Here is a 22,869-nt window from a genome sequence, read left to right as displayed (position 1 = left end):
AGCAGGCGCGCCAGGCCGCGCGTGGCCGGCGCCAGGGCCCGCGCCAGCACCCGCTGCAGGCGCCGTGGGGCGGCCGCGGCGCTGCGGGCGCGCACGCGGTCCGGCTGGTAGCGGTGGAACAGCGCCAGCGCCGGCAGCAGGGGCAGCAGGGCCAGCAGGGCGGAGCCCAGGCGCAGCAGCAGCACCTCGGCGGTCCAGATCGCGCCGGCCGGGAACTCCAGCAGCGGCAAATCGGGTTTGAAGTCACCGCCGCCGATGCCGATCTCGCGGGTGCCCAGCACCTCGCTCATGCGGTTCACGGTGGTGGCCAGGCCCTGCACATCCAGCAGCAGGCTGGGGTTCAGGCCCTGCGCATGCTCGTTCAGCGGCAGCATGGCCAGCAGCAGCACCCAGAGGAAGAAGTAGGCGACATCGCCGCGCCGCCCCATCAAGGGCGCCCAGGCGTCGCACAGGGTGGCGCAGCTGGCGGCCAGGATCAGGCCGGACGTCATCAGCAGCAGGTAGTGCTGCAGGTAGACGAGCGGCTGCCAGGGTCCTTCGCCGCGCAGGCCGTGCAGGGCCCAGGTGCCGAGCAGCTGCACGCCCATCAGCGCGAACAGGAACAGCAGCGCACCCAGAAAGCGCGCCAGCAGCAGGCGGCTGTTGGCCACCGGCGTGGCTGCCAGCACGCCGGCCACGCCGCAGCGCAGGTCTTCCTGCATGCGGCCGCGCGCCAGGTAGAAGCCGGCCAGGCCGAGCAGCAGGCCGCCGAAGTGCGCGCTGCCGAAGGCCAGGGTCTGGCTGTCGTAGCGCAGGCGCTGTTCGCCCACCACCACCAGGGCGGTGCCCTCGGCCGGGTTGCCCACCACCAGCCAGCTGATGGCCAGCACGGCCAGCATCACCAGCAGGGTGGCGGGGCGGCGGCTGCGCAGCAGGAATTCGACGCGCAGCAGGGCCGCCAGCGTGCCGCCCTTCATGCCGCTGCTCCTGCGGTTGCCCCATGTGGCAGCGCATAGCGCAGCGCCATCAGCGCCTCTTCCAGGCTGGGCAGGCTGGGCTGGGCGCCGCGGAACGGGGCCTCGGCCTGGGCCACGCGCAGGCGCACGCTGCCGCAGGCCTGGCGCTGCGCCTGCAGCACCTGCCAGTGCGGGCGGCGGGCCTCGTACTCGCCTTCGTCCAGTTCGCCCGCCCACACCAGACCCCTGGCCTGCTGCAGCAACTCGGCCGGGCTGACACACAGGCTGAGCCGGCCGCGGTTCAGGATGGCCAGGCGGGTGGCCATGTTCTCGACGTCCGAGACGATGTGGGTGGAGACGATGACCAACTTGCTGAAGCCGATCTCGCTCAGCAGCTGGCGAAAGCGCAGGCGCTCCTCGGGGTCCAGGCCGGCGGTGGGTTCATCCACCACCAGCACGTCGGGCTCGTTCAGCAGGGCCTGGGCAATGCCCAGGCGCTGGCGCATGCCGCCCGAGAAGCTGGCCGCCTGGCGATTCGCGTGCTCGTGCAGGTTCACCTGCTCCAGCAGGCGGCGGATGCGGCCGGCATCGCGCACGCCCTTGAGCGCGGCGAAGTACTGCAGGAACTCCAACGCCGTGAGGTTGGCGTAGACGCCGAAATCCTGCGGCAGGTAGCCGAGGCGGCGGCGCATGCGCTCCGGGCGGGCCACGATGTCCTCGCCTTCGAGCAGGATGCGCCCGCGGCTGGGCTTGCACAGCGTGGCGATCATCTGCATCAGCGTGGTCTTGCCGGCGCCGTTGTGGCCGATCAAACCGAGCACGCCGGCCCGCAGCTCCAGGTTCACGGCGTCCACCACGGCGGTCTTACCGTCGAAGCTCTTGCTCAGGTCTTGTAGTTGCAGCATGCGGGCCCCTGCGTTTGCGAAGGGGCGCACAGTAGGCGCGGGCACGCGGCCATGCAGCCGGCTTGCGACAGGCCGTCAGCGCACCGGCATGGGCTGCACGGAAGGCGGACTCAGCGTTTCAGCTGGTCGCGCTTGAACTCCACCACCGACCACTCCTGCGCATCCGGCAGCGCCGGCTTCTTGCGCGTGATCGGCTTCCAGGTCTTGGCCAGCTCGGCGTTCAGCGGCGTGAAGTCCTGCTGGTCCGCCGGCACGTCCTCTTCGGCATAGATGGCGTTGACCGGGCACTCTGGCACGCAGACGGCGCAGTCGATGCATTCGTCGGGATCGATGACGAGGAAGTTCGGCCCTTCGCGGAAGGCATCGACGGGGCAGACGTCAACGCAGTCCGTGTACTTGCAGCGGATGCAGGCCTCGGTGACGACGAAGGTCATGGCCGTTTACCCACAGCAGGCGCCGCCCGAGCAGCAGCTGTCGGAGCGGAGTGACTGCGAAGGCTTGGCCAGGCGCACGCGGCCGGCGGGCATGTCGGCCCAGGCCAGCGGGCCGACTTCGGCCTGCAGGGCCTGGCGCAGCGCACTGGCGTCCTGGTCCAGCAGCAGCTCCAGCGGCTGGTCGGCGGGCAGGGTGTTCAGCTGGGCCAGCACCTGGGCCACGGCGGCTTGCAGCGGCTGGCTTCGCAGATCCAGGATGTCGATGGATTGCATGGGGTTTCCTTTGAAGAGTCAGCCGTCTTTGCCATCCAGGCGGGTGCGGCACAGCCAGGGGGTGTAGATCCAGAGATAGATCGCAAAGGCCAGGCTCCAGCCCAGGCCGGCCAGCAGCAGGGCGGCGTTCGTCCAGGCCGGGTTCAGGGCCGGCAGGGCCACGCGCAGGGCGGCTGCGCCCAGCACCAGGGCGTAGGCCGCTACTTCGGCGCGGCCCACCTGCAGGGCGCGGCCGGTGTGGCCGCGCGCGGTGCGCGTCACCATGCCGATGATCAAGCCGCCCGTCAGGCCCACGGCCAGGGCGTGCAGGCCCAGGCTGGCGGGCAGCCAACCCAGGGCGGCCGCGGCCAGCAGGGCCAGGCCCAGGGGCAGCCAGGCATAGGCGGCGTGCAGGATCCACAGAATGGGCCGGCCGCGTGTGCAGGCCCCCTGCCAGCGGTAGAGCCGCTGCGCGTTCAGCCCCGCGGCAGCCAGCAGCAACACGGCCTGCGCGGTGGCCTGTGCGTTCAGCACCCAGGCCAGCAGGGCTAGCGCGGTGCTGGCCAGCGTGGCCAGCTCCAAGCGCGGCGCCGGCACCAGGCGTAGGCCCGGTGTGGCGCTGGCGGTAAAGGCCGGAATCACGCGGCCGCCCATCACGCACTCGATCATCACGATCAGCGCCAATGCGGCGTAGAGCGCCTGGCGCGGGTCGATGGCCCACACCCCGGCCTGGGCCAGATGGAAGGCCAGATTGCTGAAACCCAGCAGGGCCAGGATGCCGGCCAGCGGCAGGTTGCGCCGGTTGCGCGCGCGCAGCAGGCGTTCCAGCAGCACGGCGCACACCAGTGGCAGCAAGGCCAGGTCCAGCAGCGCGAACAGCCCGTAAGGGCCGCTGAGCGCGGTGATGCGCGCGGCCAGCCACAGCAGGGCCAGCGCGCCCAGCCAGGGCCCGCGCGGCGTGGGCAGGCCGGTCCAGGCCTTGCCGGCGGTCATCAGAAAGCCCACGATGACCGCGGCGGCGAAGCCGAACAGCATCTCGTGCGCATGCCAGAGCAGGCCGGGCAGCACCGGCTGCACGGGAGATTGGCCCCACAGCAGCGCCAGCCACAGCGGCAGGGCCAGCGCCGCGAATGCCGCCGCTCCCAGGTAGAAGGGCCGGAAGCCCAGACGCAGCAGCGGCCAGCCCTCTAGCGGTGTGGCGGGTGCCGCGGCGGCTTGCACAGGGAGGATCGGCAGGCTCATGTCTTAGAAGATGCGTTTGTTTTGCATCTTATTGGGGAGAACCCTGTAAAGCAATACGATGTGTGCATCTTTCGTGCGATCCTGCCCGCCATGCGATTGGCCGAATACACCGACTACACCCTGCGCGTGCTGATGTTCTGCGCCACGAACCCGGACCGGCTGGTGACGATCGCCGAGCTGGCCGACTGGCATGGGGTGTCGAAGAACCACCTGATGAAGATCGTCAACGACCTGGCGCGCCAGGGCGTGCTGGAGACCACGCGCGGGCGCGGCGGCGGCCTGCGCCTGCTGAAAGCCGCGGATCAGATCCGCATCGGCGACGTGGTGCGCGCCTGCGAGACCGACTTCCGCCTGGTGGAGTGCTTCGACCCCGCCGTCAACACCTGCCAGCTCACCCCCGGCTGCCGCCTCAAGGGCCTGCTGGGTTCGGCCCTGCAGTCCTACTTCGAGGTGCTGGACGGCGCCACGCTGGCCGACATCGCCGAGCCCGCGCCGCCGCCGCCCGTGGCGCGCGGGCGCAAGGTGCTGCCCATTGCCGTGGCGGGCGGGGCCGCCGGCAAGGCCACTACCGGGGCACGAAAAAGGTCGAGCTGACGCGGCGCAGCGCGCCATCGGCGGCGCGCACCTCGAACTGCACCGGCACCGCCTTGCCCGCGTGCGCGGCGGCGCCCTCGGGCGGCAGGGCGAGCGTGAGCGCCTGGCTCTGGGTGGTGATCGGTGCCACCTCCAGCGTGCCGCCGCTGCGGATGCTCAGGCCCTCGAGGCCGGAGACCGTGACCTGCACGCGCAGCACCTGCTCGCGCCCGCTGGCCAGCTGCAGGCGGTAGCTGTTCTCCACCACGCCCTCGTCCACCACGCGCGCCAGCGCGCCGCGGTCGCGCATCACATCCACCGCGAAGCCGGGGCGCTGCGTCAGGCTGAACACGAAGGCTCCGCCCAGCAGCAGCAAGGCCATGCCATAGAGGATCACGCGCGGCCGCCAGACGCGGCGCAGCATCTGCGCCAGCGTCAGGCCTTGGCTCACACCCTGCTCGGTGGCGTAGCGGATCAGGCCCTTGGCGTAGCCCATCTTGCCCATCACGTCGTCGCACACGTCGATGCAGGCCGCGCAGCCGATGCACTCGTTCTGCAGGCCCTTGCGGATGTCGATGCCGGTGGGGCAGACCTGCACGCACAGCGTGCAGTCGATGCAGTCGCCCAGGCCCAGGGCCCTGGGGTCGGCCTTGCGCGGGCGCGAGCCGCGCGCCTCGCCGCGCCGGCTGTCGTAGGCAATGATCAGCGAGTCCTTGTCGATCAGCGCGCTCTGGAAGCGCGCATAGGGGCACATGTACTTGCACACCTGCTCGCGCAGGTAGCCGGCGTTGCCGTAGGTGGCGAAGCCGTAGAACAGCACCCAGAACCATTCCCACGGCGAGAAGGCCAGCGCCCGCGCTTCGGCCGCCAGCTCGCGGATGGGCGTGAAGTAGCCGACGAAGCTGAAGCCCGTGGCCAGGCTGATCAGCAGCCAGGCGCCCTGCTTGCCGCCTTTGCGCAGCAGCTTGTTCGCCCCCCAGGGCGCGGCGTCCAGCTTCATGCGGGCCTGGCGGTCGCCTTCCAGGCGGCGCTCCACCCACAGAAAGATCTCGGTATAGACCGTCTGCGGGCAGCTGTAGCCGCACCAGATGCGCCCGGCCACGGCGGTGACGAAGAACAGCAGCAGGGCCGAGAGCACCAGCAGCGCGGCCAGGTAGATCAGGTCCTGCGGCTGGAACACCCAGCCGAACAGGAAGAAGCGCTGCGTGTTCAGGTCGAACAGCAGCGCCTGGCGGCCGTTCCAGTTCAGCCAGGGTAGGCCGTAGAACAGCAGCTGCGTGGCCCACACCAGCACCCAGCGCCAGGCGGCAAAGCGGCCGCTGACGGCGCGCGGGTAGATCTTTTCCGCCTTTTGATAGAGCGAGACCGTCAGGCCGGGGTCGCTGTCCGCCGCGGCGGGCTGGATGGGGATGACGCGGGCGGGCGGCTTCATGCGGGGCAGTCTGAACAAAGATGCACGTAATGTGAATCTATTCTAGGCGCAGCCTGCCCGGCGCGCCCGAGCCCGGCTTGAGCGAGGCCCCGGGAGCCGGCACAGTGCACCCATGTGCACCCGCTACATCCCTCCCGAGATGGCCACGGTCGAGCGCTTCTGGCACATCGGCCGCCACAACCCGCCCACGCTCTGGCCCGCTGAGATCTTTCCGCGCCAGCCCGGGCCCTTTGTGCGTGCCGCGCCCAAGGCCGAGCTGGAGCGTGAGCTGCTCGTCGGCCCCTGGTCCCTGCTGCCCTTCGACAAGCGCTATGCCACCTGCAATGCGCGCATCGAGGGCATCGAGACCCGCGCCACCTCGCGCCGCCCCTGGGCGCGCGGCCAGCGCTGCGTCATCCCGGCGCTGAGCTTCGACGAGCCCTGCTGGGAGAGCGGCCGCTGCGTGTGGTGGCGCTTTCGCCGTGCCGATGGCGAGCCGCTCAGCCTGGCCGGGCTGTGGAGCGAGGCCGTGGACCCGGCCAGCGGTGCGTACCTGCCCGTATACGCCATGCTGACGCAGAACGCCGACGCCGACCCGCTGATGCGCCGCATGCACAAGCCCGACTCCAAACTGCCGCCCGACGCCCAGGACAAGCGCGGCGTGGTGGTGCTGGAGGCCGCCGACGTAGACCGTTGGCTGCACGCCCCGCTGCCCGAGGCGCGCGGCCTGGTGCGCCTGGCGGAGCCGGGCGTGCTGGTGGGTGAGCCGCTGGGGGCCGGGGCGCAGCGGAGCCTGGAGGCTGGCTAGCGCCGCCCGCGTGGGCGCTCCGGGCGGTGCCGCCGCCCCTGCACACAATCCGCCCTTTCGTCTCTGCCCACCGGTTCATGCCCATGGACACCTTGATCGCACGCCGCCACCTCTTTCCGCTGGGGCTTGCCGCCTGGCTGGGCCCGGCCCGGGCCGAGGATGCCGAGCTGCGCTGGCTGGTCGTCGAGGCCGGGCCGCAAGGCGGCGGGGAAGGCCCGCTGGCGGACGAAACCCTGGCCAACCGCCTGCTGCGCGAAGTGCTCTGGCCGGGCCTGCCGGGCTGGCGCCACCAATTGCGGGTGCGGCCGGCGGCGCAGCTCCCCCGCGAACTGCAGGCGGCCGCGGCCACTTGCGTGGTGGGCATGGGAGCGCCGGCCTCCGACCCAGCGCCGGGGCTGCTCGCCGGCCCGGTGCTGCGGGTGCTGCCGATGGGCGCCGTGGTGCGTGCCGCCGATGCCGCGTGGTGGCGCCCACACCTGAACTGGCGCGGCGAACTGGTGCTGGCGGCTTCGCTCAGCAGCGCCGAAGGCCTGGCAGCCTTCAAGGTCGACCGGCCCCATGGCCCTGGCATCGACCCCGTGCTGCAGCAACAACCCGCCGAGCGGCTGCGGCGCCTGCAGGTCGATGGCGCCAGCCGCATCGCGTTGTCCATGCTGGCCCGCCAACAGGGCGTGGCGGTGGCCTTCGCCGACCCCGCCGAATTGCGCCAGTTCGAGCGCAGCCAACCCGATCTGGCGGGCAGCCTGCGCTGGTTGCCGGTGCAGGGCCAGCCGGAGCTGGTGGCCCGCCACATCGCCTGCTCCCGCAACGACGCGGGACGGCGCGCCATGGTGCAGCTGAACGCCCTGCTGGCCCGAACCGACATCCGCGAGCAGCTGCAGCTCATCTACGAAGCGCAGCTGACAACGACCGAGCGCGAGCGCCTGCTGATGCTGCGCTCGCGCCTGGGCGAGGGCTTTTGGCGGGTCTGAGTGGGTGAGATGAATTCGTTCATGCCCGCCCGATCCCCTCTCACCCGCTGAGCCCCGGCGGGCGCGCGGCTCAGCGCGAGGTCGGCAGGCGGCGCGGCCACCACCAGCTGGTGTCGGGCTCGACGTAGCCGGGCGGCAGGGCATCGCTGCGCAGCAGCACCACCTCGCGCGGATGCTGGGCCATGGAGCGGATCTCGCGTTCATGGTGGCTGTCGAACAGCGCCTTGAAACTGCCGTCGGCCAGTGCCGCTTGCAGGCCGGCCTCAATGCGCTCGGCCAGCTCCACGCGCCGCGGGTGCACCCAGAAATAGATCGGGAAGGAGAAGTACAGCGCCTTGGTGGGTTCGATCACCAGATCGGGGAAGCGCGCGCCGAAGCGTTCCAGTTCCATCCCCGCCTCGTTCAGCCCGCGCGGAAAGGCATCGAAGCGACCCGCGGCCAGCATGGCAAACAGGTTGTCATAGCCCTTGGCCGTGACGACCTGGAAGCCATTGGCCCGCAGGATGGGCAGGTCGGCCCAATCCGTGTTCAGCCCCAGCCGCAGTTCCCGCCGCATGGCGCCGGGGTCCATGCGGGCCAGGCGCGCCTGGTTCTGGCGCCGGATCAGCAGCAGGCGCATGCCCACCAGGCCGCGCAGGAGGTCGATGCGCACCGGCCGCAGGCGCTGTTCGCGTTCGGCGTTGGTGCCAAAGGCCAGCACATCCAGCTGGCCCAGTTCCAGCTCCCGCAGCGCGCGCGCCTGGCTGTAGACCCCGCCATCCACCAGCTCCAGCCCCGGGGGCGGCCCTTCCACGCCGCGTGCCAGGGCCAGGTTCAGCAGCCGCCAGCGGTAGTCGTAGATCGGGCCGGCCGGGTAGCAGCGCAGCACCGGGGGCAGCGCCGCATCCTGCCCCCAGGCAGGCAAGGCCGCACCGGCTGCGAGTGCCAGGCTGTGGCGGCGGGTGAGCGGCAGGGCGCTGGCCATGAGTCAGTGTGGCATGCAGATCCATTGCGTTGATCAGCGCAGGCCGAGGGCAGGGGCGGGGTTTGCGGTCAGCGGGGCGGTGGGTCTGCTTGCGGCGAGTGGTCGGATGGTTGCTCTTCAAACTAAAGGCCCGACCCTGGCGCCTCACGCATCGGATGCCCGATGCGAGAAGAGGATGACGATGAGGAGGATCTCCATAGCGGAGCCTGGACAGTGATCGATGAACTAGCACGAGCCCTTGCAATACGGCCCGGATCTATGCTCGCAAGCCAGTGATCAATTCGAAGCCGCTTTCCAGACCGGAGCCCGAGAAATGACACCAATCTTCCAAGTGCGATGCGTCTTTGCCCTGGCGTGCGTGATGTCAGCGCCCTCCGCAACGGCACAAGTGGATCAGTACCATGCGGCCGCCAGATTGCGTACTTGGATGTATGCCGCGCAAGGCATCGCAGCGCGTTGCACGAAGGCGTTCCCGGACTTGGCAGCTCCTATTGAAGCGCACATGAGCACTTGGCGTCGTGCAGACCAAGTGGCAATGGAGCGTGCGGACAAGCTCTGGCGGGCCATGGAGGCAACTTCGCCACGCTCATCCGCGGAAGAACGCGAAGACGTCCTGCAATTGGAAGGCTTGTGGCGCAACATGGCAGAGCAGCAGCCGCATCGCCCGCCGCCCAACGTGAAGGCGACCTGCTTGCGCTATTTCGAGGTTCGCGCGAACGGCGTGCTGCGGTCAAACTGGCCCGAAGTCTTTCAAGCACTTGAGGCCCGGTGATCCGAGCGAAGTCGACCGAATCGGGCTTCAGCCCAACAACTGCTTCAAACACCCCAGCAGATCCGCCTTCGCAAACGGCTTCTCCAGCGCCGGGCAGCCGGTCTGCGAGAGGAAGCCGCGCGCGCCGGGGCTGAGCGTGTCGCCGGTGACGAACAGCATGCGGCGCGCCAGCAGCGGGTGGCGTTCGCCCACGGCGCGCCAGAGGGCGGCGCCGTCCATGTCGGGCATGCGCAGGTCGGAGACGATGGCGTCGAAGCGGCCGGCGCTCAGCAGCTCCAGCGCCAGCGCACCGGATTCGGCGCTGGCCACCTCGTAGCCGGCGCTCTCCAGGAAGGCGCGGATCAGGGCGGCGATCTCGGGTTCGTCGTCCACCACCAGCACGCGCGCCAGGGCCTCGGGGGCTTCGATGGGCGCCGGGGCCGCGCTGGTCTCGGGCTGCGCCTGGCCGCTGACCGGCAGGCCCATGCGGAAGCAGGCGCCGGGGCCGCGCGGTTCGACGCGCAGGTCACCGCCATGGTCACGCACGATGCTGCGCGACACCGCCAGGCCCAGGCCCGTGCCCAGGCCCTCGGGCTTGGTGGTGAAGAAGGGTTCGAAGATGCGTTCGTGCAGGGCCTCGGGGATGCCGCGGCCGTTGTCCACCACGCGCAGCCAGACCCAGGGCTCGCGGCCGTCGCGGCGCGGCTCCACGCCGGTGGCGATCTGCAGGCGGCGCGGCGGGTCGTTGGTGGCCAGGGCCTGCTGGGCGTTGACGAGCAGATTCAGGATCACCTGGCCGATCTGGTCGCCATCGGCCAGCACGGTGGGCAGGTCGTCGCCGAGCAGCAGGTCCAGCTCGATGCCATGGCTGCGCAGGTTGTACTGCAGCATCTCGGCGGCGGCGGTGGCCAGGTCGTTGATCTGCACCGGCGCGCGCTGCGGGGCGCGGCTGCGTGCCATGTTCAGGAAGGTGCGCACGATGCGGCCGCAGCGCTCGGCCGCCTCGCGGATGCGGTGGGCGTCGCTGGCCAGCGGGTGCTCGGCCATCTTCTCTTCCAGCAGGCTGGCGCGGCCCATCACGATGGCCAGCGGGTTGTTCAGCTCATGCGCCACGCCGGCCAGCAGGCTGCCCATGGCGGTGAGCTTTTCGCTCTGGCGCAGCGCGTCGCGCTGGCGTTCGATCTGGGCCTGCGCGTTGCGGCGCTCGGTGAGGTCGAACATCGAGGCCGTGTAGAAGCTGGTGTCGCCCACGGCATTGCGTGAGAGCACCATTTCCACAGGGAATTCCGTGCCATCGGCGCGCAGCGCGTCCATCTCCAGGCGCTGGCCCAGCATGCGCGCCGGCCCGCCCTTGGCCACGCGGGCCATGCCGGCGCGGTGGCCGGCGCGGTGGCGCGGCGGGATGACGACGTCTTCCACCGGCTGGCCCAGCACCTGGGTGCGCTGGCGGCCGAACATCGCCTCGGCGGCAGGGTTGAATTCCACGATGCGGCCCTGGGCATCGGTGGAGATGATGGCGGCCAGGGCCTGGTCGACGATGGACGATTTCAGCGCCTGGGTGGCGTGCAGCTCGTCCAGCCGCGCTTCCAGCTGCTGCTGGTTCTGGCGCAGCTCGGTCCAATCCAGGCTGATGACGATGGTGCCCAGCCGCTGGCCCTGGGCATCGAAGGCCGGCACCAGGTGCTCGCGCATGTAGCGAGGCCCCACGGCATTGAGCTCGATCCAGTCTTCCCAGCACACCGTCTCACCGCGCGTCAGGCGCTCACGCACCGGGGCGTAGTTCGCATAGGCCTGCTCGCCGATGACGTGCCGGATCGGGCAGCCCAGGATCACCTCGGGCTGCAGGCCGGTGAAGGCATAGAAAGCCGGGTTGCCGTAGGTCAGGCATTCCTGCGGGTCCAGCACCACCACGCGGGCGGGGATGGCGTCCAGCAGGGCCGGCAGCAGCGCCGGCGCCACGGCCAGCAGGGCGGACAGATTGCCCTGGCCAAGCGGCAGCGGCGGATCGGGGTGGATGGGTGGGCTCACAGCGCCTGGATGTTAGGCGGGCAAGGCTTCCCGTGCACCGGCCTGCATGGTCTGTGCCACCACGCCGTACACCTCCGTCCAGGCCGCGCGCAGCGCCGGGGTGAAGGCGGGGCCCAGCCCGGCCGCCAGCGTGTCCAGCAGGGCTTGGCCCACGGTGGTGTAGTGGCTGGCCTGCACGCCATAGCCCTGGTGGCGCGCGCCCAGCTGCCGCAGCACGGGCAGCAGGCGTTCGGGCCGGTCCAGCAGGGCCACGGCCTGGCCCAGCATGGCCAGCAGGCGCTGGCCCTGGTCGCCGAGATCCGACTTGAAGAGGCGGCGCAGGTCGGGATCGATCTCGAACAGGCGCGCGTAGAACAGCGTGGCCACTTGCGGGCCCAGGGTCTGGACCTGGGCAAAGCTGGCTTGAACGAGGGCGGGGGTGGATGGGTTCATGACGGGGCTCCTGAGCAATGCCGCCAGTCTCTGGGGCCGCGGTTGCAGGGCCGCTTCGTGGGCCTGCGTCTTGGTTTCCTTTGTTTCAGCCTCCGGGTAAACGCAAGGGCAGACGGCGAAATCGCCCGACCTAGACTGGGGTCAAAGACGAAGGCTGGGTTTCCCGTTGCAATCGCCCTCTTTTGCGACCCAGCCGCCAGGAGACGACCGCGTGCTGCCCACCAACGTCAGCGATCCGAACTACTTTCACCAAGTCGTCGATTGCCAATGGGCCTGCCCGGCCCACACCCCCGTACCGGAGTACATCCGCCTGATCGCCCAGGGCCGTTTCGACGAGGCCTACATGGTGAACTGGGTGAGCAATGTGTTCCCGGGCATCCTCGGTCGCACCTGCGACCGCCCCTGCGAACCCGCCTGCCGGCGCGGCCGCGTGGAGGAGGAAAACCTCGCCAAGCCCGAGCCGGTGGCCATCTGCCGCCTCAAGCGCGTGGCGGCCGACCTGAAGGGCGACGAGGTGCGCGCGCTGATGCCCGCGCCCCTGCCCAAAACGGCCCGCAACGGCAAGCGCGTGGCCTGCGTCGGCGCCGGGCCGGCTTCGCTGACCGTGGCGCGCGACCTCGCCACCCAGGGCTATGCCGTCACCGTGTTCGACGGTGAAGCGAAGGCCGGCGGCTTCATGCGCAGCCAGGTGCCGCGCTTCCGGCTGCCCGAGGAAGTGATCGACGAAGAGGTCGGCCACATCCTGCACCTGGGCGTGGAACTGAAGGCCGGGCAGCGCATCGATTCAATGAAAGACCTGCTGACGCAGGGCTATGACGCCGTGTTCGTCGGCTGCGGCGCACCGCGCGGGCGCGACCTGAACCTGCCCGGCCGCTGGGACGCCGCGGCGGGCCAGATCCACATCGGCATCGACTGGCTGGCCTCGGTGAGCTTCGGCCACATCGAGAAGGTCGGCAAGAAGGTGCTGGTGCTGGGCGGCGGCAACACCGCGATGGACTGCTGCCGCTCCGCCCGCCGCCTGGGCGCCGACAGCGTGCAGGTGCTGGTGCGCAGCACCTACGAGGACATGAAGGCCAGCCCCTGGGAGAAGGAAGACGCCGAGCACGAGGGCATCCCCATCCTGCCCTGCCACTCGCCCAAAGCCTTCCTGATCGACAACGGGGTTCTCGTGGGCATGCGCTTCGAGATCGTGCAATCGGTGTACGAGAACGGCCAGCGCAAGCTCGTGCCCAGCGGCCAGCCCGATGTGGACGTGCCCTGCGACGAGGTGCTGATTGCGGTCGGCCAGGAAAACGCCTTCCCCTGGATCGAGCGCGATGCCGGCATCGAGTTCGACCGATGGGGTCTGCCGGTGCTGGACGCGGTGACGCACCAGAGCTCGCTGCCCCAGGTCTTCTTCGGTGGTGACGCCGCCTTCGGCCCCAAGAACATCATCACCGCCGTGGCCCATGGCCATGAGGCGGCGGTCTCGATCGACCGCCTGCTGCACGGTGAGGACGTCAAGCGCCGCCCGCCGCCGCATGTGAACCTGATGTCCCAGAAGATGGGCATCCACCAGTGGAGCTACGACAACGCACCGATCAACGACGCCCGCCACAAGGTGCCCTGGGCGGCGGCCGAGGCGGCGCTGAAGTCGATCAAGGTCGAGGTCGAGCTGGGCTTTGACGTCAAGACCGCGTTCAAGGAAGCGCAGCGCTGCCTGAACTGCGACGTGCAGACCGTGTTCACCGCCAAGCAGTGCATCGAGTGCGACGCCTGCGTGGACATCTGCCCGACCGACTGCATCAGCTTCACCGCCAACGCTGAATCGCCCGAGCAGCTGGAGCTGCGCGTGCCGCGCCTGCACCCCGAGCAGCCGCTGATGGTCAGTGAGTCTTTGAAGACCGGGCGCGTGATGGTCAAGGACGAAGACGTCTGCCTGCACTGCGGCCTGTGCGCCGAACGCTGCCCCACCGGCGCCTGGGACATGCAGAAGTTCCTGCTGCTCACCACCAAGGCGGGCCCGGCCTGCCGTGGCGCTTTTGCTCAAGGGAGCTGCGCATGAATCGCATCGAAGCAACCAACGACTTCGTCATCAAGTTCGCCAACGTCAACGGCTCGGGCTCGGCCTCGGCCAATGAGCTGTTCGCCCGCGCCATCCTGCGCATGGGCGTGCCGGTGGCGCCACGCAACATCTTCCCCAGCAACATCCAGGGCCTGCCGACCTGGTACGAGCTGCGCGTCAGCGAAGACGGCTGGCTGGGAAGGCGAGGGGGCATCGACCTGATGGTCGCCATGAACCCGCAGACCTGGGCGCAGGACGTCAAGGAGATCGAGCCGGGCGGCTACCTGTTCTACGACAGCACCAAGGCCATCGACTGCGGGCGCAAGGACATCACCGTCATCGGCATGCCCGCCACGGCGATCTGCAACGGCACCTACGAGGACGCGCGCCAGCGCACCCTGTTCAAGAACATCCTGGTGCTGGGCGCGCTGGCCGAGCTGATGAGCGTGGAGCTGGGCGTCATCGAGCAGCTGTTCGCCGAGCAGTACAAGGGCAAGGAAAAGCTGCTCGAAGGCAATGTGCGCGCCCTGCACGCGGGCGCCAGCTTCGCCCGCGAGCACCTGGGCCAGCACCAGGTGGGCCTGAAGGTCAAGCGCGCCGACAAAGTGGGCCCGCGCATCTTCGTGGACGGCAACAGCGCCAGCGCGCTGGGCATGGTGTACGGCGGCGCCACCGTCTGCGCCTGGTACCCCATCACGCCCAGCAGCTCGGTGGCCGAGACCTTCCAGAGCTACTGCAAGAAGTTCCGCACCACGCCGGAGGGTGAATCCAACTACGCCATCGTGCAGGCCGAGGACGAGATCGCCTCGGTCGGCATGATCCTGGGCGCGGGCTGGAACGGCGCGCGCGCCTTCACGGCCACCTCGGGCCCGGGGGTCAGCCTGATGACCGAGTTCCTGGGCTTTGGCTACTTCGCCGAGGTGCCCTTCACCATCATCAATGTGCAGCGCGGCGGCCCCAGCACCGGCATGCCCACGCGCACCCAGCAGGCCGACCTGCTGGCCTGCGCCTACGCCAGCCACGGCGACACCAAGCACGTGATGCTCTTCCCTGAGGATCCGCACGAGTGCTTCGAGTTCAGCGCCACCGCGCTGGACCTGGCCGACCGCCTGCAGACCCCGGTGTTCGTGATGAGCGACCTGGACATCGGCATGAACCAGCGCCTCTCTGAGCCCTTCCACTGGGACGACGCGCGCCGCTACGACCGCGGCAAGGTGCTGAGTGCCGCCGACCTCGAAGCCGGCAAGGAGTTCGCCCGCTACAAGGATCTGGACGGCGACTCGATTCCCTACCGCACCCTGCCGGGCACGCACCCCAAGCTGGGCAGCTACTTCACGCGCGGCAGCACGCACAACGCCCAGGCCGTGTACAGCGAGGCCGGCAGCGATTACATGTACATCGCCGACCGCCTGCAGCGCAAATTCCAGACCGCCGCCAAGATCGCCCCGCAACCGGCCGTGCGCGCCGCCGAAAAGCCCACGCGCCTCGGTGTCATCTACTTCGGCAGCACCAGCGGCGCGATGGACGAGGCGCTGGCGCATCTGAGTGCCAACGACATCCACCTGGATGCCATGCGCATCCGCGCCTTCCCCTTCCCGCAGGCGGTGAAGGATTTCATCCTGGCGCATGACGCGGTCTTCGTCGTCGAGCAAAACCGCGACGGCCAGCTGCGCACGCTGCTGGTGAACGAGCTGGAGATCGACCCGGCGCGCCTGCGCAAGATCCTGCACTTCGACGGCACGCCGATCACCGCGCGCTTCATTGCCGCGGCCATCACCAAGCAGGTCCACGAACTCGCTGTTTCTCCGAAAGGGGTTCAGGCATGACCTACATCGCCAAACCCACGCTGCACCACCCCACGCTGACCAAGAACAAGGTCGGCTACACGCGGCGCGACTACGAGGGCCGCATCTCCACCCTCTGCGCCGGCTGTGGGCACGACAGCATCAGCGCGGCCATCATCCAGGCCTGCTGGGAGCTGGACATCGAGCCGCACCGCGTGGCCAAGCTCAGCGGCATCGGCTGTTCGTCCAAGACGCCCGACTACTTCCTCTCCGCCAGCCACGGCCTGAACAGCGTGCACGGGCGCATGCCCAGTTGCCTGACCGGCGCCTCGCTGGCCAACCGCGAGCTGCTTTACCTGGGCGTCAGTGGTGATGGCGACTCCGCTTCGATTGGTCTGGGCCAGTTCGCCCACGCCATGCGCCGCGGCGTGCCGATGGTCTACATCGTCGAGAACAACGGCGTCTACGGCCTCACCAAGGGCCAGTTCTCGCCCACGGCAGACAAGGGCAGCCAGAGCAAGAAGGGCGCGACCAACATTGACTCCGCGGTCGATCTGGTCAGCCTGGCGCTGCAACTGGGGGCCACCTACGTGGCGCGCGGCTTCAGCGGCGACAAGGCCCAGCTCGTGCCGCTGATCGAGGGCGCTCTGCGCCATGGTGGCGCGGCCTTCATTGATGTGATCAGCCCCTGCGTGGCCTTCAATAACCACACCGGCAGCACGCGCAGCTACGACCATGTGCGCGAGCACAACGCCGCGCTGAACCGCATTGATTTCATCGACCTGGCCGCCGAGCAGAAGGCCGAGCCGGCGCCCGGCGAGGTGGTGGAGCTGACGCAGTCCGATGGCTCGCTGCTGCGCCTGCGCAAGCTGCGCGAGGAGCACGACCCCACCAGCCGCCTGGCCGCGATGACCACCATCCAGACCCTGCAGCAGGAGGGCGAGCTGCCCACCGGCCTGCTGTTTGTCGACCCGGCGGCCCGCAATCTGCATCAGCAGATGAAGTTGCCGGCTGGCGCGCTGAACCGCCTGGGCGAGGCCGAGCTCTGCCCCGGGGCGGCGCAGCTGGAGCGCATCAACCAGGCGCTGCGCTGAGGCTCAAGCGCGACAAAGCTGTGCCCTAGCGCACAGTGGCCGCGGTGCGCTTGCGGTAGGCTGGTTGTCGATGTTGCAAGCGCTCACCAGCTGGCCCAGGGGCCGGCTCCGACATGGCGTGGCCGGCCTGCTGGCGGCATGGCTGCTGGCTGCCGGGGCCGCGCCGCGGCCCGAGCTGGCCGAGCCGCGCTTCGAGAGCATCGGCGACGCCACGGCGGTGTCGGACGGCGTGGTCTCCACGCTCGCGGTCGACCCGCGTGGCTTCCTGTGGGTTGGCACGGCCATCGGCCTGGTGCGCTTCGATGGCTACGAGTTTCTGCAGCTGCGGCTGCCCTCGGACAGCAAGCGGCCCAACGCCACCAGCTTCGTACGCACCCTGCTGCCGGCACGCGACGGCACGCTCTGGGTTGGCACCGACAGCGACGGCCTCGGCCAGCTCAACCCCGACAGCGGCGAGTGGCGCTTTTTCCGCCCCGACGCGAAGAACCCCGAAGGATTCGCGCGCGGCACCGTGCGCGCCCTGATCGAGGACCCGGAGGGGCGCATCTGGGCCGGCACCGTGGGGGGCGGGCTGCAGCAGGTGGATCCGGCCACGGGCAAGGTCATGCACTTCGGCCTGGCCCAGGGGCTGCCGGACGATCGCGTGCAATCGCTGGCCCTGGACAACCAGGGCACGCTGTGGGTGGGCACCTGGAATGGCTTGGCGCTGCGCGCGCGCGGCCAGGCGCGCTTCGAGCCCGCCGCCCTGCCGCTGGCCGGCGAGGACGGCGCTCTGGGCGGCCGCATCATTTCGGTGCTGCGCTTTGACAGCGCCGGCGTGCTCTGGGTCGGTACCCAGCGTGGCGAGCTGCTGCGCGTGAACCTGCGCAGCGGCGCGGCCAGCTGGGTGGACCGCGGGGACATCGGTGGTGGTGCGGTGCAGGCCTTGGTGGAGATGGACCGGGATGAGCTCTGGGTCGGCCGCGGCAACGCGCTGGAGATTCGACGCCGCAGTGACGGCCAGCTGCTGCGCGTGATGCGTCATCGGGCCAGCCGACCCTGGGGGCCCGCGGGGTCTGACATCCGCGCCATGACCCGTGACGCCAGCGGCGTGCTGTGGATGGGCAGCTATGGTGGCGGCCTGCAGCGTCATGCGGCTGAGACCCCGGCACTTTGGATACGGCGCGGCGAGCTGGATGAAGACAGCGTGCTGGGCGTGGTGGACGTCCGCAGCTTGGTGGAGCTGCCGAACGGCGAGATCTGGGCGGGTACGAACGACCGCGGGGTCGCCGTCCTCGACGCCGAGTTGCGGCTCAAGGCCAGCTTCCGACCCGGCCAGCATGGCTATCCCAGCGGGCGCGCTGGCGGCTTGACCCGCTCTCAGGATGGTCACGTCTGGGCGGGCGCGGGCGACAAGGTCAGCCAGTTCGAACCGGCGGCGCGGCGCTTCCTCGGTACGCATGCGCTGGGTCGTGGCACCGTGCGCGTCATGCTGGGGCCGCGGGACGGCAGCGTGCTGGCGGGTACCTCCGACGGCCTGTTCCGCAAGCCCCCGGGCTCGGTGCGATTCGAGCGCGTGGGTCTTGTCGATGGTCAAGCCTTGAAGGGCGATGTCAATGCGCTGATCGAGGACGGCGAAGGGCGGGTCTGGGTCGGCGGGGAGCGGGGGCTGTTCAGTCTGACACCAGGCGCCAGCGTGCTGGAGCCCGCGCCATTGGCAGCTGGCGAGAGCCTGGGTGACGACGCGGTGCTCGGCCTGCTGGTGGATGCTCGCCAGCAGCTCTGGCTGGACAGCTCCGCCGGCCTGCGCCGCCTCGTGCGCAGCCCGCAGGGCCTGCGCATCGAGCGGGTGAGCGAGCGCATCGGCCAGGGTGGCAAGTCCTTCGGGGCCAATCTGATGCAGGACAACCGCGGCCGCATCTGGACGCACCGCGGCGTCTTCGACCCCGAGACCGGCCAGTTCGACGAGCTCACCAGCGCCGATGGCGTGGACCTGGGTACCGCCTGGTTCCGTTCGTACGCGCCGCTGCGCGACGGCCGCATGCTGTTCGGCGGCAGCCGCGGCCTGCTGGTGCTGGATCCGCACCGCTTCGTGCCCTGGCGCTACCAGCCGCCGGTGGTGGCCACCGAACTGCGCATCAATGGCCAGGCCGAGCCGCTCAGCCGGCTACAGCCGCAGCTGCGTCTGATGCCGGGGGAACGCAACTTCAACCTCGAAGTGGCGGCGCTGGACCTCAGCCTGCCCGGCCGCAACCGCTACCGCCACCGGCTCGAAGGCTTCGATGCCGACTGGATCGTCTCTGATGCCAACGAGCGCCAGCTCAACTACGGCGGCCTGGCACCGGGCCACTACCGCCTGCTCGTGCAGGGCAGCAACCGCAACGGTCACTGGAGCCCCAAGCTGCTGGAGCTGGAGATCGAGGTGGTGCCGGCCTGGTGGCAGACCTGGTGGGCGCGCGTGCTGGGCGTGCTGGGCGCGCTGACGGTGCTGTACGCCGCCGTGCAGCTGCGCACCGGGCTGCTGCGCCGCCGGCAAGGCGAGCTAGAGGCCCGCGTGGCGGAACGCACGCTGGCGCTGGAGACGCTCTCCGAAGCCCTGAAGGAAAAGACTGAGGCGCTGGAGCAGTCCGCCCTGACCGACCCGCTGACCGGGCTGCGCAACCGCCGCTTTGTCACCGAGCGCCTGGACGACGACCTGCACCTCGTGCTGCGCCAGCACGAAGAGGCCCTGCGCCAGGGCCATCCGCCGCCCACGGATGCCGATCTGTGCTTCTTCCTGCTCGACCTCGACCACTTCAAGCAGGTCAACGACCAACACGGCCATGCTGCGGGCGACGCGCTGCTGACCCAGATGCGTGAGCGCCTGCAGGAAGTCTTCCGTGAGAGCGACTACCTGGTGCGTTGGGGCGGCGAGGAGTTCCTGGTGGTGGCGCGCGGCAGCTCACGCGCCAGCGCGCCCGATCTGGCCGAGCGCGCGCGCCGCGCCGTGGTGGAGCGTCCCTTCATGCTGCCGCAGGGCCGCACCCTGGTGCGCAGCTGCTCGATCGGCTTCGCCTGCTTCCCGCTGCTGCCGGCCGAGCCGCGGGCCACCGGCTGGGCCCTGGTGGTGGACCTGGCCGACGCGGCGCTGTATTGCGCCAAGCGCGAGGGCCGGAATCGCTGGGTGGGGGTGCTGGATGCCGACCCCGCCACCCTGGTGCGGCTGCACGCCGGTCTGCCAGAGCGGGGCCGGCTGCCCGAGGGGCTGCAGGTCTTGCGCGGCCCGGCGGGCGCGGCCGGGCCGGCGCCGGGTGCGCCGCCGGCCGGAGGTCTCGGTTCCTAGGAGGCTGTCGGGCTTTGGGCATGCCCAAAGTCCGACAGCCTCCTAGGCGCGCGCCGCCAGGCCCTCGAAGCAGCTCATCAGCAGCCAGTCCAGGATCTCTTCGTCGCGGTATTCGCCGCCGGCCTTGAGCACGCCCAGCACCGGGTCGCAGGCGCGCGCGAACACCGTGTAGAGGATCACCGTGCCCGGCAGGCCGGGGTGCAGCTGGCCCGCGGCCTGCGCGGCTTCGATCCAGTCGCCCAGGTGCTCGCTCAGGGCCATCAGCCGGTCCAGGTAAGGCCGGTGGTTCATCAGGGCCTGGCGCAGTGCCGAGTTCTGTGCCGGCAGGCTGGGCATGGCACCGGCCAACTGGCGTTCCATGGCCCAGCGCACCAAGGCGCGCAACTGGTCCAGCGGGCGCACGTTCGCCAAGGTTTGGCGCGTGGCCACGAAGGCGAGCGCATCGTCCAGCACCCGCACCATGGCGGCGGCGGCCAGGGCCTCCTTCGATTCGAAGTGCTTGTACAGGCTCGCCTTGGCGATGCCGACCTCCGCCGCCACCGCATCCACCGTCATGGCCTCGAAGCCCTTTTCGGCCAGCAGGCGGTTGACGGCCACCACGATGGCGTCTTCACGCGCCAGCAGCACCTGTTCCCGGAAAGAGGGCTTGTTCATCCCCGGATTCTAGGAAGGCCGCAGAACGCCCTGTTTGCACTGCAACCCATCAGGCGAGAAAAAGACCACATAGTTCACTAAAAATACTTAGCGGTATAGATTGCGACCGATCGGGCCAATCCGATGTGATTTCAACCTCAAGGAGCAAGACCATGTTGCGATGGCTGCGGCTGTGGGCCGCTGGAACGGCGTTGGGTCTGCTGGCCGCTTGCGGCGGTGGCAGTGACGAACCCCAGACCCTGGTGGAGCGCCTGAAGAAGGACCCCGAGACCCAGGTGCTGGCCGAGGCGGTGGCCGCCGCCGGCCTGGAGGGCACGCTCAGCGGCAGTGGCCCCTTCACCGTGTTTGCCCCCAACGACGCGGCCTTCACCGCGCTGCTGGGCGAGCTGGGCGTCAGCAAGGCCCAGCTGCTGGCCGACAAGCCGCTGCTCGACGCCGTGCTTCGCTACCACGTGCTCAGCGGCCGCGTGCTGCGCGCCGAGGTGCCGCTCGGCAAGGCCATCAGCCCGCTGGCGGGCGGCGTGTTCAAGATCGAGACCAGCGGCAACTTCCTGCAATTCACCGACGGCCGAAACCGCACCGGCCTGATCCAGAGCACCGACCTCCTGGCGCCCAACGGCGTGGTCCACAAGATCGAGCGCGTGATGCTGCCGGCCAACCGCAACCTGGTGCAGACCGCCCAGGCCCGCGCCGACTTCAGCCTGCTGGTGGAAGCCGTGGTGGCCGCCGACCTGGCCAACACCCTCAGCGGCACCGGCCCCTTCACCGTGTTCGCGCCCACCAATGCGGCGTTCGCGGCCCTGCTCACCGAGCTGGGCATGACGAAGGAGCAGCTGTTCGCCAACAAGGCCCTGCTGAGCCAGGTGCTGCGCTACCACGTGGTGCCGGGGCGTGTGCTCAAGGCCGAGGTGCCCATCGGCGCGGCCATTGCCACCGCCCATGGCGAGAGCCTGAGCATTGCCGCCAACCTGGAGGTGACGGACCGCAACGGTCGCAAGGCGCGCATCACCGGCACCGATGTGCTGGCCAGCAACGGCGTCATCCATGTGCTGGACCGCGTGGTCCTGCCCAAGATCCCGAACGTGGTGGAGGCCGCGCTGGCCACGCCGCAGTTCAGCATCCTGGCCGAGGCCGTGGTGGCGGCCGACCTGACGGGCGCCCTCAGCGGCGCGGGCCCCTTCACCGTGTTCGCACCCACCAATGACGCCTTTGCCAAGCTGCTGGCCGAGCTGGGTGTCACCAAGGCGCAGCTGCTGGCCAACAAGCCGCTGCTGACCCAGGTGCTGACCTACCACGTGGTGCCGGGCCGGGTGTTCAAGGCGGGCGTGCCGGTGGGCAGCCCCATCGCCACCCTGCAGGGCCAACGCTTCGTGGTGGATGCCAACCTGCGCATCACCGACGCGCGCAACCGCCAGGCCGGCATCACCGCCACCGACACCCTGGTGCTGAACGGCGTGATCCACACGCTGGATACGGTGATCCTGCCCGCACCCTAAGTCGGGGCTTCCCGAGCGCTACACGGCGCTCAAGGCCTCCGCCGCGCCCGGCAGCAGCACGCTGCCGCGGCGCGAGCGCTTGGCCAACAGCAGCAGCTGGTCGGCCGCGCGCAGCAGGCCGGCGGGGGAGGGCGGGGCCTGCAGGCTGTCCGTCACCCCGGCCGAGAAGCTCAGGCTGCTGAGCTGCCCGCCCCCCTCCAGCACGAACACCTGGGTGCGCCAGGCTTCCAGCAGCTCGGCCACCATGCGCTGGGCGTCCAGCGCGGGGGTGTTGGGCAGCAGCAGGCAGAACTCCTCGCCGCCGTAGCGGAAGGCCAGGTCGCTGCGGCGCAGGCGCTGGCGCAGCAGGGCGCCCAGCGCGGCCAGCAGCTGGTCGCCCACCGGGTGGCCGTGGGTGTCGTTGACCTGCTTGAAATGATCCAGGTCCAGGATGGCCACCGCCAGCGGGCGCTGCTCGCGCAGGGCCAGGGCCAGCTGCGCGGGCAGGGTCTCGTTCAGCTGGCGGCGGTTGGCCAGGCCCGTGAGCGCATCCTGCGTGGCCTGCTGGCGCAGCTGCACCTGCAGGGCCTCGACCTCGGAAATCTTGCGCTGCAGGTGCTGGTTCACCTCGGCCAGCACGGCGCGGGCGCGCTCGGCCTCGGCGTGGCGGCGCTCCTGTTCTTCCAGGCGCAGGCGCAGCTGCATCAGCTCGGTCTGCAGCAGCGCGGCCTGCTGGCGCGCGGCCGAGGCCCGCGCCGCCCGCTCGGCCTGCAGCGCGCGCGCGCTGTGCAGCGCGGCCAGCGCGGCGGCG

General features: G+C 70.1%; 19 protein-coding genes and 1 pseudogene. 9 read left to right on the top strand and 11 right to left on the bottom strand.

Annotated elements, in window-relative coordinates:
* From I7X39_RS22395 to I7X39_RS22375, 5 genes and pseudogenes are all read right to left on the bottom strand, one after another.
* Window positions 1-956: pseudogene (locus I7X39_RS22395) on the bottom strand (hypothetical protein); the annotation flags it as partial.
* A complete protein-coding gene (locus I7X39_RS22390; RefSeq protein WP_198113601.1) occupies window positions 953-1,840 on the bottom strand; it encodes an ABC transporter ATP-binding protein in 888 nt (295 codons plus the stop codon). The gene I7X39_RS22390 and the pseudogene I7X39_RS22395, both read right to left, overlap by 4 nt.
* A 110-nt stretch (window positions 1,841-1,950) precedes the next feature.
* The gene (gene fdxA / locus I7X39_RS22385; protein ID WP_198113600.1) at window positions 1,951-2,274 is read right to left on the bottom strand and encodes a ferredoxin FdxA; all 324 of its coding nucleotides are present in this window, start codon (window positions 2,272-2,274) and stop codon (window positions 1,951-1,953) included.
* A 6-nt stretch (window positions 2,275-2,280) separates the two neighbouring features.
* Window positions 2,281-2,547, bottom strand: a complete 267-nt coding sequence (locus I7X39_RS22380) for a hypothetical protein (protein WP_198113599.1) — start codon at window positions 2,545-2,547, stop codon at window positions 2,281-2,283.
* 18 nt (window positions 2,548-2,565) lie between these two features.
* Window positions 2,566-3,768: an NnrS family protein gene (locus tag I7X39_RS22375; RefSeq protein ID WP_198113598.1), complete on the bottom strand. Its 1,203-nt coding sequence runs from the start codon at window positions 3,766-3,768 to the stop codon at window positions 2,566-2,568.
* A gap of 90 nt (window positions 3,769-3,858) precedes the next feature.
* On the opposite strand from I7X39_RS22375, the gene I7X39_RS22370 reads away from it, so the two are divergent.
* Window positions 3,859-4,362: an Rrf2 family transcriptional regulator gene (locus I7X39_RS22370; protein WP_198113597.1), complete on the top strand. Its 504-nt coding sequence runs from the start codon at window positions 3,859-3,861 to the stop codon at window positions 4,360-4,362.
* Here the strand turns inward: I7X39_RS22370 and ccoG are convergent.
* Window positions 4,334-5,773, bottom strand: coding sequence for a cytochrome c oxidase accessory protein CcoG (gene ccoG, locus I7X39_RS22365; RefSeq protein ID WP_198113596.1), 1,440 nt, complete (start codon window positions 5,771-5,773; stop codon window positions 4,334-4,336). The two genes, I7X39_RS22370 and ccoG, sit on opposite strands and share 29 nt — an antisense overlap.
* A 112-nt stretch (window positions 5,774-5,885) precedes the next feature.
* Between ccoG and I7X39_RS22360 the strand changes: the two genes are divergently transcribed.
* Window positions 5,886-6,560 (top strand): SOS response-associated peptidase family protein, encoded by a 675-nt coding sequence (locus I7X39_RS22360; RefSeq protein ID WP_198113595.1) that lies wholly within the window; start codon window positions 5,886-5,888, stop codon window positions 6,558-6,560.
* Window positions 6,561-6,643: 83 nt separating this feature from the next.
* Window positions 6,644-7,531, top strand: coding sequence for a hypothetical protein (locus I7X39_RS22355; protein ID WP_198113594.1), 888 nt, complete (start codon window positions 6,644-6,646; stop codon window positions 7,529-7,531).
* Window positions 7,532-7,601: 70 nt separating this feature from the next.
* Here the strand turns inward: I7X39_RS22355 and I7X39_RS22350 are convergent, their stop codons facing one another.
* On the bottom strand, window positions 7,602-8,495 hold the full coding sequence (locus tag I7X39_RS22350) for a substrate-binding periplasmic protein (RefSeq protein ID WP_198113593.1): 894 nt from the start codon (window positions 8,493-8,495) through the stop codon (window positions 7,602-7,604).
* A 313-nt stretch (window positions 8,496-8,808) separates the two neighbouring features.
* On the opposite strand from I7X39_RS22350, the gene I7X39_RS22345 reads away from it, so the two are divergent.
* A complete protein-coding gene (locus I7X39_RS22345; RefSeq protein ID WP_198113592.1) occupies window positions 8,809-9,267 on the top strand; it encodes a hypothetical protein in 459 nt (152 codons plus the stop codon).
* Between the two features lie 27 nt (window positions 9,268-9,294).
* On the opposite strand, the gene I7X39_RS22340 is transcribed toward I7X39_RS22345, so the two are convergent.
* Together I7X39_RS22340 and I7X39_RS22335 are read right to left on the bottom strand one after the other, a co-directional pair.
* Window positions 9,295-11,274, bottom strand: a complete 1,980-nt coding sequence (locus tag I7X39_RS22340) for a hybrid sensor histidine kinase/response regulator (protein ID WP_198113591.1) — start codon at window positions 11,272-11,274, stop codon at window positions 9,295-9,297.
* 12 nt (window positions 11,275-11,286) lie between these two features.
* Window positions 11,287-11,706 (bottom strand): globin family protein, encoded by a 420-nt coding sequence (locus I7X39_RS22335; RefSeq protein ID WP_198113590.1) that lies wholly within the window; start codon window positions 11,704-11,706, stop codon window positions 11,287-11,289.
* A gap of 211 nt (window positions 11,707-11,917) precedes the next feature.
* On the opposite strand from I7X39_RS22335, the gene I7X39_RS22330 reads away from it, so the two are divergent.
* The 4 genes from I7X39_RS22330 to I7X39_RS22315 all read left to right on the top strand — a co-directional run bounded on the left by I7X39_RS22330 (window position 11,918) and on the right by I7X39_RS22315 (window position 19,929).
* Complete coding sequence (locus I7X39_RS22330; protein ID WP_198113589.1) at window positions 11,918-13,750, top strand: FAD-dependent oxidoreductase; 1,833 nt, start codon at window positions 11,918-11,920, stop codon at window positions 13,748-13,750.
* The gene (locus tag I7X39_RS22325) at window positions 13,747-15,576 is read left to right on the top strand and encodes a 2-oxoacid:acceptor oxidoreductase subunit alpha (protein ID WP_198113588.1); all 1,830 of its coding nucleotides are present in this window, start codon (window positions 13,747-13,749) and stop codon (window positions 15,574-15,576) included. Before I7X39_RS22330 ends, I7X39_RS22325 begins: the two co-directional genes overlap by 4 nt.
* A complete protein-coding gene (locus I7X39_RS22320) occupies window positions 15,573-16,628 on the top strand; it encodes a 2-oxoacid:ferredoxin oxidoreductase subunit beta (RefSeq protein ID WP_198113587.1) in 1,056 nt (351 codons plus the stop codon). The genes I7X39_RS22325 and I7X39_RS22320 overlap by 4 nt, the downstream gene beginning before the upstream one ends.
* Before the next feature lie 70 nt (window positions 16,629-16,698).
* The gene (locus tag I7X39_RS22315) at window positions 16,699-19,929 is read left to right on the top strand and encodes a ligand-binding sensor domain-containing diguanylate cyclase (protein WP_198113586.1); all 3,231 of its coding nucleotides are present in this window, start codon (window positions 16,699-16,701) and stop codon (window positions 19,927-19,929) included.
* 42 nt (window positions 19,930-19,971) lie between these two features.
* Here the strand turns inward: I7X39_RS22315 and I7X39_RS22310 are convergent, their stop codons facing one another.
* Window positions 19,972-20,583, bottom strand: a complete 612-nt coding sequence (locus I7X39_RS22310) for a TetR/AcrR family transcriptional regulator (RefSeq protein WP_198113585.1) — start codon at window positions 20,581-20,583, stop codon at window positions 19,972-19,974.
* Window positions 20,584-20,735: 152 nt separating this feature from the next.
* Between I7X39_RS22310 and I7X39_RS22305 the strand changes: the two genes are divergently transcribed.
* A complete protein-coding gene (locus I7X39_RS22305; RefSeq protein ID WP_232352137.1) occupies window positions 20,736-22,079 on the top strand; it encodes a fasciclin domain-containing protein in 1,344 nt (447 codons plus the stop codon).
* 18 nt (window positions 22,080-22,097) lie between these two features.
* On the opposite strand, the gene I7X39_RS22300 is transcribed toward I7X39_RS22305, so the two are convergent.
* On the bottom strand, window positions 22,098-22,869 hold a 772-nt coding region (locus I7X39_RS22300; RefSeq protein WP_198113584.1), incomplete at its 5' end, for a GGDEF domain-containing protein.

Origin of the sequence: Inhella proteolytica, assembly GCF_016093275.1 — a bacterium.
Taxonomy (GTDB): domain Bacteria; phylum Pseudomonadota; class Gammaproteobacteria; order Burkholderiales; family Burkholderiaceae_C; genus Inhella; species Inhella proteolytica.
This window is presented reverse-complemented; position numbering and strand designations above follow the sequence as displayed.

Bases quoted from the DNA above. Each gene is read 5' to 3' on its own strand.
- I7X39_RS22390 (WP_198113601.1), bottom strand. From the start codon at position 1,840: ATGCTGCAACTACAAGACCTGAGCAAGAGCTTCGACGGTAAGACCGCC.
- fdxA (WP_198113600.1), bottom strand. From the start codon at position 2,274: ATGACCTTCGTCGTCACCGAGGCCTGCATCCGCTGCAAGTACACGGAC.
- I7X39_RS22380 (WP_198113599.1), bottom strand. From the start codon at position 2,547: ATGCAATCCATCGACATCCTGGATCTGCGAAGCCAGCCGCTGCAAGCC.
- I7X39_RS22375 (WP_198113598.1), bottom strand. From the start codon at position 3,768: ATGAGCCTGCCGATCCTCCCTGTGCAAGCCGCCGCGGCACCCGCCACA.
- I7X39_RS22370 (WP_198113597.1), top strand. From the start codon at position 3,859: ATGCGATTGGCCGAATACACCGACTACACCCTGCGCGTGCTGATGTTC.
- ccoG (WP_198113596.1), bottom strand. From the start codon at position 5,773: ATGAAGCCGCCCGCCCGCGTCATCCCCATCCAGCCCGCCGCGGCGGAC.
- I7X39_RS22360 (WP_198113595.1), top strand. From the start codon at position 5,886: ATGTGCACCCGCTACATCCCTCCCGAGATGGCCACGGTCGAGCGCTTC.
- I7X39_RS22355 (WP_198113594.1), top strand. From the start codon at position 6,644: ATGGACACCTTGATCGCACGCCGCCACCTCTTTCCGCTGGGGCTTGCC.
- I7X39_RS22350 (WP_198113593.1), bottom strand. From the start codon at position 8,495: ATGGCCAGCGCCCTGCCGCTCACCCGCCGCCACAGCCTGGCACTCGCA.
- I7X39_RS22345 (WP_198113592.1), top strand. From the start codon at position 8,809: ATGACACCAATCTTCCAAGTGCGATGCGTCTTTGCCCTGGCGTGCGTG.
- I7X39_RS22335 (WP_198113590.1), bottom strand. From the start codon at position 11,706: ATGAACCCATCCACCCCCGCCCTCGTTCAAGCCAGCTTTGCCCAGGTC.
- I7X39_RS22325 (WP_198113588.1), top strand. From the start codon at position 13,747: ATGAATCGCATCGAAGCAACCAACGACTTCGTCATCAAGTTCGCCAAC.
- I7X39_RS22320 (WP_198113587.1), top strand. From the start codon at position 15,573: ATGACCTACATCGCCAAACCCACGCTGCACCACCCCACGCTGACCAAG.
- I7X39_RS22315 (WP_198113586.1), top strand. From the start codon at position 16,699: ATGTTGCAAGCGCTCACCAGCTGGCCCAGGGGCCGGCTCCGACATGGC.
- I7X39_RS22310 (WP_198113585.1), bottom strand. From the start codon at position 20,583: ATGAACAAGCCCTCTTTCCGGGAACAGGTGCTGCTGGCGCGTGAAGAC.
- I7X39_RS22305 (WP_232352137.1), top strand. From the start codon at position 20,736: ATGTTGCGATGGCTGCGGCTGTGGGCCGCTGGAACGGCGTTGGGTCTG.